Source organism: Cellulomonas chitinilytica, from assembly GCF_016862675.1.
Classification (GTDB): Bacteria; Actinomycetota; Actinomycetes; order Actinomycetales; family Cellulomonadaceae; genus Cellulomonas; species Cellulomonas chitinilytica.
Map to the genome: position 1 here is coordinate 263,980 of NZ_BONK01000002.1, position 16,903 is coordinate 280,882.

The window sequence follows — 16,903 nt, forward strand, 5'->3', positions numbered from 1 at the left end:
CCCAGGCTCGACCCGGCGGGCCGGCGCGTCAGTCGTGCTGCCCCACGGGCACGGCTCGGGACAGCCCCCGGGCTACTCGTCCGCGGCCAGGTAGAAGTTCCGCTCCCAGCGGTGACGCCCGACGGTCTCGCGCTGCTCGGGGGTGAGCCGGCGCCCGTCGCTGGTGGCGGCGTTGCGCTCGACGTTGCGCACGGTGCGCATCCCCGCGATCACCGTGGACACGGCCGGCTGGTCCAGGACGTACCGCAGGGCGAGGTCGGGCAGCTCGTCGGTGCCGATGCCGAGGTCACCGGCGAGCGCGTCGACGTGCCGCTCGACCTGCGCGGCCCGGTCGCCGCCGAAGTAGGTGTTGCGGAAGTCGCCCTCGGGGAACGTCGAGCCCGCCGTGATGCGCCCGGTGAGGCCGCCCTCGTCCAGCGCGACCCGGACGATCACGCCGACGCCGTGCTCGGCGCACGCAGGCAGCAGGTGCTCCTCGGGCTGCTGGTGGAACGCGTTGAAGATCACCTGGACGGTGTCGACGGTGCCGCTGCGCACGAGGTCGAGCGCGTTCTCCGGCTGGTAGTCGTTGATCGAGACCCCGAAGAACCGGATCTTGCCCTGCTGGCGCAGGTCCGCGATCGTCTCGAGCCAGTCGCCCTTGCCGACCCACTCGTCGCTCCACACGTGGAACTGCAGGAGGTCGAACGCCTCCAGGCCCGACGCGGCGAGGCTCGTCTCCAGGCTCCGCCTGATGTGGTCGCCGGGGAACGTCTCGTCCGGGTGCAGGCCGCCGGGCGCGGGCCAGACGAAGTTCTTCGGCGGGACCTTCGTGGCGACGAGCACGTCCGGGTGGTCCCGCACGACGCCGCCGACGATCCGCTCGCTGTCGCCGTAGCCGCGTGCGGTGTCGATGAGGTTGACGCCGAGCTCGATCGCCCGGTGCAGCGCCGCGACCGACTCGTCCTCCTGGGCGCCGATCCACATGGAGCCACCGATGCCCCAGGCGCCGTAGCCGATCTCGGACACCGTGAGGCCGGTCCGGCCCAGCTGGCGGTACTCCATCGTTCGCTCCTCGTGGGTGAGTGCCGTCGCGCGACGGGCACCGTACAGCCTCCCCCGCGCAGCCCGGCGGTGCGAGCCGCGCGTCGGACCGCTCGGGGCGCGACCTCGGACGTCCCGGCCGCCCGCACCCGGACGGCGGGAGGATGCCACTCATGCGCCTCCTCCTGATCCGCCACGGCCAGACCCCGTCGAACGTCCACGGCCTGCTCGACACCGCCGCCCCCGGCCCGGGGCTCACCGTGCTCGGCGAGCGCCAGGCCGCCGCGGTCCCGCACGCGCTCGACGGACGCGGCATCGACGCGATCGCCGTCTCGCCGCTGGTGCGGACCTCGCTCACCGCCGCCCCGCTCGCCGAGGCCCGCGGCCTGGCTCCCGTGACCTACGACGGGCTGCGGGAGGTCGAGGCGGGCAGCCTCGAGATGGAGAGCCACCACGAGGCGCACCAGCGCTACCTCGGCACGGTGTTCGCCTGGGCGCGGGGCGACGTCACCCGGCGCATGCCGGGCGGGCCGGACGGGGTGGAGTTCCTCGGACGGTACGACGACGCCGTCGCCCAGATCGCGTCCGCAGGCGGGGACACCGTCGTCGCCGTCTCGCACGGCGCCGCGATCCGGTGCTGGGCGTCGGCCCGTGTGGCGGGGATCGACGTCGACGTGGTCGAACGGACCTCGCTGCAGAACACCGGCCTCGTGGAGATCGACGGCGACCCCACCCGCGGGTGGGAGCTCGTCAGCTGGCACCCGGACCCGCTGGGCGGGCTCCGGCTCGCGGCACGCGCGGCCGACGACCCGACCGGCGAGGCCGTCGACCGCTGACCGCTGACCGATGACCGATGACGCCGTCAGCGCATCTCGTCGAGGTGCAGCAGGATCAGCCCCTCGCGCAGGGCCCACGGCGACACGTCGAGCTCGTGGACGCCGAACGCCCGCATGGCCTCGGACAGCACGACTCCCCCGGCGACGATCTGGAACGTGCGGTCGGCGGTGATGCCGGGCAGCGCCGGACGCGCGTCGGCGGGGATGCGGGCGATGCGCGGCACCCAGTTGTCGAGCGCCGAGCGGCGCAGGACGCTGCGGTCGTGGACGCCGATGCCGTCGCTCGTCGCCCCGGCGAGCCGCGCGAGCGAGCGGATCGTCTTGGACGAGCCGACGACGTGCGCGGGTCCGGGCTCTGCGGCGAACCGCTGCGCCGCCTCGGCGAGCACCTCGCGGGCGTGCGCCCGGAGCGTCGCGACCTGCTCGGGGGTCGGCGGGTCGTCGGGCAGGAACAGGATGGTCGAGCGACCGGCACCCAGCGGCAGCGACACGGCGACGTCCGGGTAGTCGGCGTCGCCGGCGGCGATCTCCAGGGAGCCGCCGCCGATGTCGAGCACGAGCAGGCGCCCGGCGGACCACCCGTACCAGCGGCGCACCGCGAGGTAGGTGATCCGGGCCTCCTCCTCGCCCGTGAGCACCCGCAGCCGCACCCCGGTGGTCGCGGCGACCTCGTCGAGCACCTGCACGCCGTTGGCGGCCTCGCGGATCGCGGACGTCGCGAACGGCAGGAGCTCGTCGACGCCCGCGGCTGCCGCCTGCTCGGCGGCCTGGGCGACCGAGTCGACGATCGCCCGCACGCCCTCGTCGGTGATCGCGCCCGCGGGGTCGAGGTAGCGCATGAGGCGCAGCACGGACCGGTGCGACGACTGCGGCAGCGGCGGACCGCCGTGGCGCGCGTCGACGACCAGCAGGTGGACGGTGTTGGACCCGACGTCGAGCACCCCGAGCCGCATCAGGGCGTCACCCGACCGTCGTGGGCGGCACGCGAGACCGGTTCGAGCCGGACCACGATCGCCTTCGACACGGGTGTGTTGCTGCCGAGCGCGGTGCTCGCGAGCGGGACCAGCACGTTCGCCTCCGGGAAGTACGTGGCGGCGCAGCCGCGGGCGGTCGGGAACGCGACGACGCGGTAGTACGGCAGGACGCGGTCGGGCTCGTCCTTCCACTCGCTGACGATGTCGACCCGGTCGCCGTCGGCCAGGCCGAGCTCCGCGAGGTCGTCGGGGTGCACGAAGACGACGTCGCGTCCGCCGCGGATGCCGCGGTAGCGGTCGTTGAGGCCGTACATCGTCGTGTTGAACTGGTCGTGGGAGCGCACGGTCTGCAGGATCAGCCGCCCCTCGGGGCACTCGACGTGCAGCAGCTCGTTGACCGTGATCATGGCCCTGCCGGTCGGCGTCGGGAACGTCCGTGAGTCCCGCGGGCCGTTCGGCAGGACGAACCCGCCGGGGCGGCGGGCGCGCGCGTTGAAGTCCTCGAAGCCGGGGACGACGCGTGAGATGGAGTCCCGGATCGTGTCGTAGTCCCGCTCGAAGCCCGCCCAGTCGACCGGGTTGTCGTCGCCGAGGACGGCGCGGGCGAGGCGGGTGACGATCGAGACCTCCGACAGGAGCTCCGGCGAGGCGGGCAGCAGTGCGCCGTGCGTCGCGTGCACGGCGCAGACGGAGTCCTCGACGGTGACGAACTGCGGGCCGGACTCCTGCAGGTCGACGTCGGTGCGGCCGAGCGTCGGCAGGATGAGCGCCTCGGCGCCGGTGACGACGTGCGAGCGGTTGAGCTTCGTCGACACCTGCACGGTCAGGTCGGTCCCGCGCATCGCGGCCTCCGCCGCGCGGGTGTCGGAGATGGCCCCGACGAGGTTGCCGCCGAGCGCGAACCAGACCTTGATCTCGCCGCGCCCCATCGCCTCGATGCAGCGCACGGAGTCGACGCCGTGCGTCCGTGGCGGGTCGAACGAGAACTCGGCGGCGAGCGCGTCGAGGAAGGCGTCGGGCATCTTCTCCCAGATGCCCATCGTGCGGTCGCCCTGCACGTTGCTGTGCCCGCGGATCGGGGACGCACCGGCCCCCGGCTTGCCGATGTTCCCGCGCAGGAGCAGGAGGTTGACGATCTCCTTGATCGTGTCGACGCCCTTGCGGTGCTGCGTCAGGCCCATCGCCCACGTGATGATCACGCGGTCCGCGGCCAGGTACCGCTCGGCGAGCCGGTCGATCTCGTCGATCGCGAGCCCGGTCGCGAGGGCGACCTCCCGCTCGTCGAGGTTCCGCACGTGGTCCCGGAAGTCGTCGAGCCCGAGGGTGTGCTCGTCGAGGAAGGCGTGGTCGAGCACCGTCCCCGGCGCGCGGTCCTCGGCCTCGAGCACCCGCTTGGACAGCCACTGGAGCAGCGCCATGTCGCCGCCGCTGCGGATCTGCAGGAACTGGTCCGCCATCTCGGTGCCGCGGCCCGCGATCCCCCGCACGGTCTGCGGGTTCTTGTAGCGCTTGAGGGCGACCTCCGGCAGGGGGTTCACGGCGACGATCGCCGCGCCCCGGCGCTTGGCGGCCTCGAGCGCGGTGAGCATGCGCGGGTGGTTCGTGCCCGGGTTCTGGCCCATCACGACGACGAGGTCGGCCTGCGCGAAGTCGTCGTACGAGACGGTCGACTTGCCGATGCCGATGGTCGCGTTGAGGGCGGTGCCCGTCGACTCGTGGCACATGTTCGAGCAGTCCGGCAGGTTGTTCGTGCCGAAGGCCCGGACGAAGAGCTGGTACACGAACGCCGCCTCGTTGGACGCCCGGCCGCTCGTGTAGAACGCCGCCTGGTCGGGCGAGTCGAGGCCGCGGAGCCTGTCGGCGACGATCCGGAACGCCTCGTCCCACGTCACCGGGACGTAGTGGTCGCTCCCGGCGGCCTTGTGGACGGGCTCGACGAGCCGGCCCTGCTGGCCGAGCCAGTACTCCGACCTGTCCTGCAGCTCGGAGACCGGGTGCTCGGCCCAGAACGTCGTCGGGACGGTGAGCGGGGTCGCCTCCCACGCCACCGCGCGGGCGCCGTTCTCGCAGAACTCCGCCGGGGAGCGGTGGCCGGGGTCCGGCCACGCGCAGCTCATGCAGTCGAAGCCGTCCTTCTGGTTGATCTTGCTGAGCAGCTTCAGCGTCCGCACCGGACCGAGGTCGCGCAGCGCGGACACCATCGCGTTCGTGACGGCCGACGGGCCGGCCGCCGAGGTCTGCGGCGTCTCGACGACGAGACCGTCGTACGTCGGGTCGTCGACAGGTGGCTTGCGGACCATCAGACGCTCACCTCGACGAGCACGCGCTCGGGCCGCGAGTAGACGACCATCGACGGCCCCCGCAGGAACCCGACGAGCGTCAGGCCCGCCTCGTCCGCGAGGTCGACGGCGAGGGACGACGGCGCGGACACGGACGCGAGCATCGGGATGCCCGCCATGAGCGCCTTCTGCGCCAGCTCGAACGACGTGCGTCCCGAGACCAGGAGCACGGTGCCCCGCAACGGCAGCCGCCCGTCGAGCAGCGCCCAGCCGATCACCTTGTCGACCGCGTTGTGCCGGCCGACGTCCTCCCGCAGCACCAGCAGCTCGCCCGTGGCGGCGTCGAACAGCCCGGCAGCGTGCAGGCCACCGGTCGAGTCGAACACCTTCTGGCCCGCGCGCAGCCGGTCGGGCAGCGTCGTGAGCAGCACGGACGGCACGCGGAGCTCCTCGTCGGCGACCGCCCACCGGGAGCGCGTCCGGACCGTGTCGATGCTGGTCTTGCCGCACAGCCCGCACGCCGACGTCGTGTAGAAGCTCCGCTCCAGGCTCGGCGCCGGCTCCGGCACGCCCGGTCCGAGCGTCACGCTCAGCACGTTGTACGTGTTCGGCTCCCCGTCGGCCGCTCCCCCGCAGTACCGCGCCCCGGCGACGTGCTCCGCCTCGGAGACGACCCCCTCGGAGACGAGGAAGCCGGCGGCCAGCTCGACGTCGTTCCCGGGCGTGCGCATCGTCACGACGAGCGACCGGCCGCCGATCCGGATCTCCAGCGGCTCCTCCGCCGCGAGCACGTCCTCCGTGCGACGGGAACCGAGGTCACCCGTGATCCGCGTGACCCGCCGACGAATCGCGATCCGTTGCATTGCCCACCACTCCGACCATCGACTCGTGCCTCACGACCTCCCCGCACGGTAACCATCTCGAGCGGCGAAAGAGCCCTCGTCCGGCCGGGTTTCCCGCCGACGTGCGCCGTGGCGGTCCCGCACGGGCGTCGACGCCCGGCACGTGACAGATGTCAGTCCGGGGCGATGGCGGATCGCAGGTCCGCCGCACCGCGCTGACCAGCACGATCGTCCTCATGACGACTTCCACGATGTCCGCCGCCAACGCCGTCCTCGGTCTCGCCGTCCTCGCCTGGGTGCTGTGGCGCCAGGTGGAGGTCCGGGAGGTCGCCGCCGACCGCAGCCCCCGCGGTCTGCTCGTGCTCGCCGCGTTCGGCGCGTGGACCGCCGCGCAGGCGCTCGACGGGGCGGCGGTGTCACCGGTGGCCCTGGCCCTCGTCGTCGCCGGGGTGGCGGTCTCGGCCGGGTTCGGGGCGCTGCGCGGACGGCTGCAGCCCGTGTGGCGGGATGCGTCCGGACGGGTGCTGCGACGCGGCAACGCCCTGACGGTCGTCCTGTGGCTCACCGCGATCGCGGTCCACGTCGGCGTCGACGCCCTGGTCGCCCGCGTCGACCCGGGTGCGGCCGGCCTCGCCGGCGGGAGCCTGCTCGTGTGCCTTGCGGTGTCGCTCACCGCGCAGCGGCTCGTCGTCCGCGAGCGCGCGGCCCGGCTCGCCGGCGACGCCGCCGTCCCCGCCCCGTTCGCCGTCGCCGCCTGACCGGTCCTCCGGGTCGGGCCCGGCCGTCGCGCGCCGGACGGTCAGCTCCCGTGCGGGACCTCGCCCGGGTCCAGGCGCACGACGGTCTCGGCCGTGTGCGGCTCGACGACGTGGGTCAGGCTGTACTGGATGAGTCCGAGACGGCGGCTGAGCCTCAGCAGCGCCCGCTGCGGGCGGTCGGGCCGTTGGGCGTACTCGAACGACCCCCACGCGAGGACGTAGCGGGCGTCGGCGGGCACGCTCGTCGCGAACCGGTACGTCTGGTCGACGCCCGCCTGGACGAACGTGTCGTGCTCGAGGAGCCGGAAGCCGCGTCCCGTCCGCCCCGGGCCGGTCGTCCCTCCGGCGCGGTCGACCGCGGGCGCCGCCGGCTCCACGTCCCGACGGACCGAGCCGGTGAACAGCACCCGACCGAACAGCGGGTGGCTGGGGTCGGTGCCGAGCACGATCGGCGCGCCAGCCGACAGGTAGCGCAGGTCCACGCGGAGGTTCGTCAGGACGAGCGTCGACGTCCCGTGGTTGTGCAGCGTCAGCACGGCCACGACGACGCGCCGGTCGTGCGCGTCCGCACGGTCGGAGCCGAGGGCCACGACGTCGACGTCGAACGTCGCAGGCGCCAGCAGCCCGCGTTCGAGCGCGTAGCGCGTGTAGGCCCAGAGCGCACCGACCGCGACCACCACCAGCGCGACGAGCTGGAACACCAGGTACACCCAGCTGTTCGCCTCCATCACGTGCCACACCTCCTCCGGCCCAGGATCGACGCCGCGAGCTGCTCGGCGACGTGCGAACCCGGCCCACCTGAGACCGTCCGGCAGATGGTCCCGACACCGGTCCGATGCCACCGCGTCGGGGCGTGATACATGGGCGTGATACGTCGGTGCCGGTCCGAGTACCGTGAGCGGGTGACCACTGCGACGGCCGGCTGGTACCCCGATCCGCAGCAGCCCACCCAGCTGCGCTACTGGGACGGTGCGCGGTGGACCGGCTACCTGGTCGACACCGCACGCCCCGACGTCGTGCGGTACGAGCGGCCGCCGTGGGAGTCGTCCGTGCCGGGCGTCGACTGGCCGCTGACGATCGCCGTGACGTCGGCGCTGTGACCACCCCGCCCGCGCACGGCGCGACGGCCGGTGCCGCGTGACGACCGCCGCGATCGGTGAGGTCGTGCGGGAGCTGTGGGAGCTCGGCGCGCGTCACGGTCGGGTCCCGGAGCCGACGCCCGAGGTGGACCCGTGGGAGGACGACGACCCGTACCCGGACCGCGCGGTGGCCGCGGTCGTCGTCTTCACGGGTCGCCCGTCGATCGTGGTCCGCCTCGCCGACGACGGGCTGGACACGGTCACCGTCGAGGACGTCCTGGTGTTCGACGTCCCCCGTCGCGACACCGTCGCCGTCGTCGGGTCCGTCATGAGCGGGCGCGCCCGGCTCGACGGACCGGGCGGGATCCTGACGCGGTGGTCGTCCGTGCTGTTCGGCTCGGCCGCCGGCTGCTCGGTGCGGGTCCCTCTCGACGACGGCCGCGCGTACTCGTGCCAGCTGCCGTCGCTCGCGTGGAGCTCGTGGATCGGGTCGCTCCCGGTCGGGACGAGACCGGCGCGATGAGCACGCTGCGCTTCACCAGGACGACGACCGCCACGCCGCAGCAGCTCCTGGAGGCCCTGACGGACTTCGGCCCCGGCCGCTCGGAGGTGTTCCCGAACAGCCGCGACGACGCACTCACGGTGCACGAGCTGGGCCCGGGGTTCGCGGACGTCACCGAGGGCGGCAGCGGGTTCTGGGAACGGCTGCGCTACGACTGGTCGGACCCGACCCGGGTCGTGATGACCACGACGGACTCGAACGTGTGGGGCGGCCGGTCCGGGCACACCTACACGTTCACCGCCCTGCCCGACGGGACGACCCGGTTGGACGTCGTCGTCGTGCGCGAGGGGAAGAACCTGCGGGGACGGGTCGTGGGAGTCCTGGTGGGCACGGTCGCGAGACGCGTCATCGAGCGCGCCCTCGACACCACGGTGAGCGCCGTCGAGGCCCGCGGAGGTCCGCGCCCGACCGCGTCCGCCTGACGCCCCGCCGGCACGGCCCACCGGCACGCGTCACGGGCCGGTCGCGGACAGGATCCCAGGTCAGGCCGCTCGCCCGAATGGGGGGCCCTGCTTCACATCGGGGCGGGCCGAGCCGATGGGGAAGGTGGACCCACTGCGCCCACCCCCAGGAGCCGACCCCGATGCGAGCTGCGAGCCGCGGCAGCCACGCCGCGCCGCGTCGGCTGCGCGCGCCCGCAGGGCGCAGCACCGCCGGGCGGCACTCCGCGGCGACGGTCGCCGGCGGCGACGGCATCGCCGCCCTGGGTGCGGTCCTCCGGTCGGTCCCGGGCACCCCCCGCCAGCTGGTCGTCACGTCCGTCGTGTTCTGGGCGATCGCGGGCGGGATGTTCAGCGGGCACGAGGTGGCCGCCCACCGGCACGCCGTCGCGGCCGAGGCCCGCCGGCACGCCGTCGTCGCGGAGCAGGCGCAGATCGCGTCCGACGACGTGCACACCCTGGACCGGATGGCGGACGCGTCCCGTCGGCACGAGTCCGCACGGATCCTCGTCTCGAACCGGCAGGCCATGTTCGACACCGCCGGTCGGGCGCAGAAGGTGGTGCTCGCCGCCTCCACGCTCGCGACCGGCACGGTGGACGCGTTCGACGACCCGCAGCTGCCCGCGGACCTGCCGCCCGACCTGGCGGGCCTCGACGAGGCGCTCGCCCGGGTGCGGGACGCGCTCGCCGCCCAGGACGCCGTCACGGCCCGCGCTCTCGTCGGCGACATGGAGCAGCGTGTGCTCGCGGCCGCGCAGACGCACGCGAGCACGGCGGCGGAACGGATCGTGACCGACGTCGCGGTCGTGCCGGACGACCAGCACGCCGTCGTGGTCGGCGACATGGTCGCCCGGGTCCAGCAGGCGGCCGCGGTCATCGACGTCGTCGGGGCGGCGCAGGCCGCGGTGTCCGCGGACGGTGCGGCGACCGCGGTGGCCCAGGCCGCCTCCGTCGAGCGGGCCCGCGTCGCCTCGAGCGCCGCGACGGCCCGCAGCGGCGTCGACCGGGGTGCGTGGGGCGGCAACGTCAACGGGAAGATCCCGGTGAGCGCGCTCAGCAGCCCGACGTTCGACCCGAAGGTCAAGCTGCGCGACGACGCGGCCCGCGCCCTCGACCGCCTGAACACCGCGTTCCGGGCCAAGTTCGGTCGCGACGTCGTGGTCGGCGACTCCTACCGGTCGCTGGCGGCCCAGTTCTCCACGAAGGAGCAGCGGCCCACGCTGGCGGCGGCGCCGGGCACGTCGAACCACGGCTGGGGCCTGGCGGTCGACCTCACGGGCGGCATCGACGACGCGGCGTCGGCCCAGCACCGCTGGATGGACGCCCACGCCGGCGAGTTCGGGTGGGTCAACCCGGACTGGGCGAAGGCCGAGCGGTTCGAGCCGTGGCACTGGGAGTACGTCGGCTGACCGCCCGTCAGTACGTCGTCAGGCCGAGCGAGCGGAACTGCCCCCGCACGCGCTCCATCAGCTCGAGGCTCGGCTCGCGGACGTCGTCCAGCTCGTACGTCATGCCGAGCTCGGCCCACTTGTCGCGGCCCATCTGGTGGAAGGGCAGCACCTCGACCCGGGTGACGACCGCGCCGAGCGAGGCGACGTACTGCGCGACGGCCTCGACGTTGTCGACCGCGTCGGTGAGGCCGGGGACGAGCACGAAGCGGATCCACACCTCTTCCGTGCCACGGGCCGCCAGACGACGGCCGAACGCCAGCGTCGGGGCCAGCTCCTGACCGGTGACGCGCCGGTACGTGTCGGGCAGGCCGGACTTCACGTCGAGCAGGACGAGGTCGATGTCGTCGAGCATCTCGTCGGTGCACTGCGCGCCGAGGAAGCCGGACGTGTCGACCGCGGTGTGGACGCCCAGCTCCTTCGCGCCGCGCAGCAGCGTGCGCACGTACGGGGCCTGCATCATCGGCTCACCGCCGGACAGGGTCAGCCCGCCGCCGGTCGCCTTCATGACCCCCCGGTACCTCTTGACCCGCCGGAGCAGCTCCTGGGACGTCACGCTCTTGCCCCGCCGGATCTCGAGGGTGTCGGGGTTGTGGCAGTACAGGCACCGCAGCAGGCAGCCGGCCAGGAACACGGTCAGCCGTGTGCCCGGGCCGTCGACGGCCGTCACCAGCTCCCAGGAGTGCACCGACCCGAGCTCGCCCGCGCGCACCGCCGCGAGCCGGCCGCCGTGGTCGTACTCGACGTCGTCCAGCCCCGCGGTGCCGTGGCCGACGGGTCGCTCGGTGGAGCCGCCGACGAGCGGGTGCCCCAGGGGCACGACCTGGGCGCCCGTGGACTCGTTGCTGCTCATGGTCGCGACGGCTCAGACGGAGCCGTGGAAGGTGCGGGACAGCACGTCGAGCTGCTGCTCGCGGGTGAGCCGCACGAAGTTCACGGCGTAGCCGGACACCCGGATGGTGAGCTGCGGGTAGTTCTCCGGGTGCTCCATCGCGTCGAGCAGGGTGTCCTCGTTCAGCACGTTGACGTTCATGTGGTAGCCCTCGGACATCATCTGCGCGTCCAGCAGGCCGACCAGGTTGTGCACCTGCTCGTCGCGCGTGCGGCCGAGGCCCGGCGGGGTCACGGTGCTCGTCAGCGAGATGCCGTCCTGCGCCTCGTCGAACGGCAGCTTCGCGACGGACAGCGCGGAGGCGAGCATGCCGTGCGAGTCGCGGGCGTTCATCGGGTTGGCCCCCGGCGCGAACGGCTCCCCCGCGCGGCGGCCGTCGGGGGTGTTGCCCGTGGCCTTGCCGTAGACGACGTTCGACGTGATGGTCAGCACCGACTGGGTGTGCACGGCCTTGCGGTACGTCGGGTAGCGCCGGATCTTCTCCATGAACGTGCGGACCAGCTCGACGGCGATCTCGTCGACCGCGTCGTCGTCGTTGCCGTAGGTCGGGTAGTCGCCCTCGACCTCGTAGTCGACGACCAGGCCCGACTCGTCGCGGACCGGGTGGACCGTGGCGAACTTGATCGCCGACAGGGAGTCGGTCACGACCGACAGCCCGGCGATGCCGCACGCGAGGGTGCGCAGGATCGTGCTGTCGTGCAACGCCATCTCGATGCGCTCGTAGGCGTACTTGTCGTGCATGTAGTGCACGCAGTTGAGCGCGTCGATGTACGTCTGGGCCAGCCAGTCCATGGTGGCGTCGAACTTGGCGGACACGTCGTCGTAGTCGAGCACGTCGCCCTCGACCGGTGCCGACACGGGTGCGACCTGCTTGCCGGACACCTCGTCGCGGCCGCCGTTGATCGCGTACAGCAGCGCCTTGGCGAGGTTGACCCGCGCGCCGAAGAACTGCATCTGCTTGCCGACCGTCATCGGCGACACGCAGCACGCGATCGCGCCGTCGTCGCCGCAGACGGACGAGATGTGCGCGTCGGACTCGTACTGGACCGCCGACGTGTCGATCGAGACCCGGGCGCAGAAGTCCTTGAACCCCTCCGGGAGCCGCTCGCTCCAGAACACCGTCATGTTCGGCTCGGGCGCCGGACCCAGGTTGTACAAGGTCTGCAGCAGCCGGAACGAGCTCTTCGTGACGAGCGTGCGCCCGTCCTGCCCCATGCCGCCGATCGACTCCGTCACCCACGTCGGGTCGCCCGAGAACAGCTCGTCGTACTCCGGGGTGCGCAGGAAGCGCACGATCCGCAGCTTGATGACGAAGTCGTCGATCAGCTCCTGCACCTGCTCCTCGGTGAGCACGCCCGCCGCGAGGTCCCGCTGCAGGTAGACGTCGAGGAACGTCGAGGTGCGGCCCAGCGACATCGCCGCGCCGTTCTGCTCCTTCACCGCCGCCAGGTACGCGAAGTACAGCCACTGCACGGCCTCACGACCGCTCGCCGCCGGGCCCGAGATGTCGTACCCGTAGGACGCGGCCATCGCCTTGAGCTCCCCGAGCGCGCGGACCTGCTCGGCCAGCTCCTCCCGGTCGCGGATGACGTCCTCGACCGAACGCTCCATGTCGAGCATCGCGCGGTCGCGCTGCTTCGCGGCGACCAGCGCGTCGACCCCGTACAGCGCGACGCGGCGGTAGTCGCCGATGATCCGCCCACGCCCGTAGGCGTCCGGAAGGCCGGTGATGACGTGCGCCGAGCGTGCCTTGCGCACGTCCGACGGGTACGCGTCGAAGACGCCGTCGTTGTGGGTCTTGCGGTACTTGGTGAAGATGTCGCGCACCCGCTCGTCCGGCTCGTAGCCGTACGTCCGCAGGGCACCCTCGACCATCCGGTAGCCGCCGTTCGGCATGATCGCCCGCTTGAGGGGCGCGTCCGTCTGCAGCCCGACGATCAGGTCCAGGTCCTGGTCGATGTACCCGGGCGCGTGCGACGTGATGGTCGACGGGGTGTGCGCGTCGACGTCGTAGATCCCCTTCGCGCGCTCCTGCGGGAACATCGCGGCGATCTTCGCCCAGACGGCGCTCGTCCGCGCCGTCGGGCCGGCCAGGAACCCGTCGTCACCCTCGTACGGGGTGTAGTTGCGCTGGATGAAGTCGCGGACGTCGATGCCGTCCACCCACGGCCCGGAGGTGAACCCGGACCACGCCGCGGAGGTGACCGGGTCGATGGTGGTGGTCATCGGTGCTCCCTACGAACCTCGGCACGAACCTCGACGAAGGGCTGAGCTCCACGGTAGACCTCGGGCCGGCAGGCGGCGCCGGCGGGCTGCGTGCGGTCGGTGCATGCCGTTCTTCACCACTCCGCACTTCGACGGGCACGGGCCGACGCCGTGAGGTCACCGGGTGGGGCGCACGAGCGGGAACAGGATCGTGTCGCGGATGCTCAGCCCGGTGAGGTTCATGACGAGCCGGTCGACCCCCATGCCCATGCCACCCGTCGGCGGCATGGCGTACTCCAGGGCGGTGAGGAAGTCCTCGTCGACCTGCATGGCCTCGGGGTCGCCGGCCGCCGCGAGCAACGACTGGGCGACGAGCCGGCGGCGCTGCTCGAGCGGGTCGACGAGCTCGGAGTAGGCGGTGCCCTGCTCGGACGCGAAGATCACCAGGTCCCACTTCTCGGCGAGGCGGGGGTCGACCCGGTGCTGGCGGGTGAGCGGTGCGTTCTCCTTGGGGAAGTCGGTGTAGAACACGGGGGTCGTGGTGGTGCTCTCGCAGAGCTCGCCGTAGATCTCCTCGAGGACCACGGCCCAGGTGGCGTCCGGGTCGAGCTCGAGCCCGATCGTGACGGCGTGCCGGCTGAGCACCGCGAGCGGGGTGTCGGCCGTGACCTCCTCGCCGAGCTTCTCGGAGACTGCCTGGCAGACGGTCTTGACCGGCCACTCGCCCGACAGGTCGAACTCGGTCACGGTCCCGTCCGCGTCGGCGCGACGTGCCACCGGTGAGCCGAACACGGCGGTCGCGGCCTCCTGGATGATCTCCTGCGTGACGACCCGCATGGTGTCGTAGTCGCCGTACGTCTCGTACAGCTCGAGCGACGTGAACTCCGGGTTGTGCTTGAAGTCGACGCCCTCGTTGCGGAACTGGCGCCCGATCTCGAACACCTTCTCCATGCCCCCGACGACGAGCCGCTTGAGGTGGAGCTCGGTGGCGATGCGCAGGTAGAGATCCATGTCGTACGCGTTGATGTGCGTCTCGAACGGCCGCGCGTTCGCCCCGCCGTGGATGACCTGGAGCATCGGCGTCTCCACCTCGGTGAAGCCGCGCGCGTGCAGCGAGTCCCGGATGCTGCGGACGACGGTCGCCCGCGTGTACGCGACGTCCCGCGCGGCGGGTCGCACGATGAGGTCGACGTAGCGGGCACGGATCCGCGCCTCGGGGTCGGTCAGTCCCTTGTGCTTGTCCGGCAGCGGGCGCAGCGACTTGCTGGTGATCTGCAGGGACTCCGCCCGGACGGACAGCTCGCCGCGCCGCGTGGTGACGATCTCGCCGGTCACCCCGAGATGGTCGCCCAGGTCGACGTCGTGCCGCCACAGCTCCAGGTCGTCGGCACCGACGACGTCCGCGCCGACCATGACCTGCAGGTCGCCGGTCCCGTCGCGCAGCGTGCCGAAGCCGAGCTTTCCGCCGTCGCGCTTGCGGATCAGCCGGCCGACGACGGACACCCGACGCCCCGTCGACGTGTCGGGCGCGAGCTCGCCCGCGTCGTCGCGCACGGCGGCGAGGGTGTGGGTCCGCGGGTACGTCACCGGGTACGGGTCGATCCCTCTCGCCCGCAGCCCCTCGACCTTCGCTCGACGCACGCGCTGCTGCTCGGGGAGCCGGTGCGCGGACATCGCCTCCTCGACCGCGTCGGGCGCTGCCGGGATCTGCGCCCCGACCAGCGCGGCGTACTCCTCCCCCGCCCGGTCCAGCGCGTCCACCTCCGACGAGCGGCCCCCGCGCCGGTTGAGGAGCCGCAGCGAGGGCCGCCGGAGGAACCCCTCGGCGCTGCCGGCCGCCGTCCCGACGCGGGCCAGGTCCGAGGTGTACTCGAAGCAGATGAACCGGGGCTGCCACTCGGGCTGGTACTTCGCGTTCGAGCGGTACAGCGACTCGAGCTGCCAGTTGCGGGAGGCCAGCACGAGCGACTGCCGCCACAGGCGCGCGATCGGGCCGGCCCCGACCTCCGCCCCGCGCGCGAACGCCTCCCGGAACATCGCGAAGTTCAGCGACACGCGGCCCGCACCGAAAGCCGTCGCACGCTCGGCGAGCGAGGCGACCATGAGCTCGACGAGCCCGTTGTCGGCCGTGGGGTCGCGTCGCATGAGGTCCAGGGAGACGCCCGTGCGACCCCACGGCACGAAGCTGAGGAACGCGCGCAGCCTGCCCTCCTCGTCGAACGCCTCGACCAGCACGCACCCGCCGTCGAGCCGGTCGCCGAGCCGCCCGAGGGCCATCGAGAACCCGCGCTCGTCCCCGCCGTCCCCGCGCCACCGGGCCGCCGCGGCGTCGAGGGTCGCGAACTGCGCCGCGTCGAGCTGCTCGTGCCGGGACACGCGGGTCGTGTACCCGCGGCGCTGCAGCCTGGTCACCGACTGCCGGACCGCCTTCATCCCCGGCCCGGCCAGGGAGAACGCCCGCATGTCGAGGATCGCCTCGTCACCGATCTCCCACGCGGTCAGCCCGGCCTGCGCGTACGCCAGCGCGCCCGCGGTGCCCGCACCCATCACCGCGAGCGACCAGCCGTTCTTCCGGGCCTGCCTGCGCCACTCGTCGATCGCCGCCGCCCAGTGCAGGGGGTCCCCCACGGGGTTGCCGCTCGCGAGGCTCACCGACCCGACGACGCGGTAGGACACCCCGGCCCGGGCGGTCTGGGCCACCCCGGAGTCCCACACGACGGCCTTGTCGCGGCGGGTCGCGAAGTACCCGAGCGAGTCCTCCGCCCCGTAGTCGCGCAGCAGGGTCCGCACGCGGGCCTCGTCGGCCGCGTCGAGCGTGTGCGTGTACGGCGGGGACCGGAACAGGAGCACGGTTGCCCCGACGACGGTCGCCGCCGCGATCAGGTTGATGACGGCCCGCACCCACAGCGGCGCGCTCGCGTCGCTGGCGTGGTCGACCGCACCGAGGTCCCCGACCATCGTGTCCCACACGAAGAGCGCCGACGACCCGCCGTCCGGCGCGTGCCCGAACGTGCTGACCAGCCACGACCCGACGACGAGCACGACGACGCCACCGGCCAGGAAGAACGCGAGCGCCTGCAGGAAGCTGCCCCGGACCGCCTTCGCCCCGAACTGGCGACGCGCACGCAGCAGGACGAAGAGCACGGCGGTGACGAGCACGAAGCCGACCAGGCTGGCCGGGGAGCCGCCCTCGAGCAGCCGGACGATCCTCGCGAGCTGCGGGAGCACGACCCACCAGACCAGCAGGATCCACCAGGCGGACCGCATGCGGCGGTGCAGGGCGATCCCGACGCTGGCGAGCAGCGCCGAGTACACGAGGTTCGGGATGATCGGCAACGTCAGCTCGGAGACCACGTCGTCCGGCGCCGCGAAGTAGCGCCGGAACGGCGGCACGGCGGACACGACGAGGACGAGCCCGCTCGCCAGGAACATCACGGCCGCGAACCGGTCGGGCCACCGGTCGTCGAGCCGGTCGCTGCCCCGCACCGTGGGGCGGCGGTCGGGCGGGCCGGTGACAGGCGACTTCTCGGCAGTGGTGGAGACGTCGGACATGTGCCCCTCGCCC

14 protein-coding genes are annotated in these 16,903 nt (G+C 73.0%); 6 read left to right on the forward strand and 8 right to left on the reverse strand.

The genetic code is table 11. From position 1 onward, the window contains the following. Positions 1-72: 72 nt before the first annotated feature. Positions 73-1,044: an aldo/keto reductase gene (locus Cch01nite_RS03725; protein WP_203748722.1), complete on the reverse strand. Its 972-nt coding sequence runs from the start codon at positions 1,042-1,044 to the stop codon at positions 73-75. Between the two features lie 152 nt (positions 1,045-1,196). Between Cch01nite_RS03725 and Cch01nite_RS03730 the strand changes: the two genes are divergently transcribed. Beyond that, positions 1,197-1,859, forward strand: a complete 663-nt coding sequence (locus Cch01nite_RS03730) for a histidine phosphatase family protein (RefSeq protein ID WP_203748724.1) — start codon at positions 1,197-1,199, stop codon at positions 1,857-1,859. A gap of 26 nt (positions 1,860-1,885) precedes the next feature. On the opposite strand, the gene Cch01nite_RS03735 is transcribed toward Cch01nite_RS03730, so the two are convergent. The 3 genes from Cch01nite_RS03735 to fdhD are packed head-to-tail and all read right to left on the reverse strand — an operon-like array spanning position 1,886 to position 5,975. Beyond that, entirely contained in the window at positions 1,886-2,812 is a 927-nt protein-coding gene (locus tag Cch01nite_RS03735; protein WP_203748726.1) for a Ppx/GppA phosphatase family protein, read from the reverse strand. After that, positions 2,812-5,133, reverse strand: coding sequence for an FdhF/YdeP family oxidoreductase (locus Cch01nite_RS03740; RefSeq protein WP_203748728.1), 2,322 nt, complete (start codon positions 5,131-5,133; stop codon positions 2,812-2,814). Before Cch01nite_RS03740 ends, Cch01nite_RS03735 begins: the two co-directional genes overlap by 1 nt. Then, positions 5,133-5,975 (reverse strand): formate dehydrogenase accessory sulfurtransferase FdhD, encoded by an 843-nt coding sequence (fdhD, locus tag Cch01nite_RS03745; RefSeq protein ID WP_203748730.1) that lies wholly within the window; start codon positions 5,973-5,975, stop codon positions 5,133-5,135. The genes Cch01nite_RS03740 and fdhD overlap by 1 nt, the downstream gene beginning before the upstream one ends. Positions 5,976-6,190: 215 nt before the next feature. On the opposite strand from fdhD, the gene Cch01nite_RS03750 reads away from it, so the two are divergent. Continuing rightward, positions 6,191-6,712, forward strand: a complete 522-nt coding sequence (locus Cch01nite_RS03750; RefSeq protein WP_203748732.1) for a hypothetical protein — start codon at positions 6,191-6,193, stop codon at positions 6,710-6,712. A gap of 41 nt (positions 6,713-6,753) precedes the next feature. Here Cch01nite_RS03750 and Cch01nite_RS03755 read toward each other — a convergent pair whose 3' ends face one another. Next, the gene (locus tag Cch01nite_RS03755; protein ID WP_203748735.1) at positions 6,754-7,440 is read right to left on the reverse strand and encodes a hypothetical protein; all 687 of its coding nucleotides are present in this window, start codon (positions 7,438-7,440) and stop codon (positions 6,754-6,756) included. Between the two features lie 174 nt (positions 7,441-7,614). On the opposite strand from Cch01nite_RS03755, the gene Cch01nite_RS03760 reads away from it, so the two are divergent. The 4 genes from Cch01nite_RS03760 (at position 7,615) to Cch01nite_RS03775 (ending at position 10,202) form a co-directional block, all read left to right on the forward strand. Next, the gene (locus Cch01nite_RS03760) at positions 7,615-7,812 is read left to right on the forward strand and encodes a DUF2510 domain-containing protein (protein WP_203748738.1); all 198 of its coding nucleotides are present in this window, start codon (positions 7,615-7,617) and stop codon (positions 7,810-7,812) included. Positions 7,813-7,849: 37 nt separating this feature from the next. Next, a complete protein-coding gene (locus Cch01nite_RS03765) occupies positions 7,850-8,314 on the forward strand; it encodes a hypothetical protein (RefSeq protein ID WP_203748741.1) in 465 nt (154 codons plus the stop codon). Next, entirely contained in the window at positions 8,311-8,775 is a 465-nt protein-coding gene (locus tag Cch01nite_RS03770; RefSeq protein WP_203748743.1) for an SRPBCC family protein, read from the forward strand. Before Cch01nite_RS03765 ends, Cch01nite_RS03770 begins: the two co-directional genes overlap by 4 nt. 161 nt (positions 8,776-8,936) lie before the next feature. Further along, on the forward strand, positions 8,937-10,202 hold the full coding sequence (locus Cch01nite_RS03775) for a M15 family metallopeptidase (RefSeq protein ID WP_203748746.1): 1,266 nt from the start codon (positions 8,937-8,939) through the stop codon (positions 10,200-10,202). A 7-nt stretch (positions 10,203-10,209) separates the two neighbouring features. On the opposite strand, the gene pflA is transcribed toward Cch01nite_RS03775, so the two are convergent. The 3 genes from pflA to lysX form a co-directional block, all read right to left on the reverse strand. Further along, a complete protein-coding gene (pflA, locus tag Cch01nite_RS03780) occupies positions 10,210-11,094 on the reverse strand; it encodes a pyruvate formate-lyase-activating protein (protein WP_203748749.1) in 885 nt (294 codons plus the stop codon). Between the two features lie 12 nt (positions 11,095-11,106). Then, positions 11,107-13,359, reverse strand: a complete 2,253-nt coding sequence (pflB, locus tag Cch01nite_RS03785; protein WP_203748752.1) for a formate C-acetyltransferase — start codon at positions 13,357-13,359, stop codon at positions 11,107-11,109. Positions 13,360-13,515: 156 nt separating this feature from the next. Then, positions 13,516-16,890: a bifunctional lysylphosphatidylglycerol synthetase/lysine--tRNA ligase LysX gene (gene lysX / locus Cch01nite_RS03790; RefSeq protein ID WP_203748754.1), complete on the reverse strand. Its 3,375-nt coding sequence runs from the start codon at positions 16,888-16,890 to the stop codon at positions 13,516-13,518. Between the last annotated feature and the right edge of the window lie 13 nt (positions 16,891-16,903).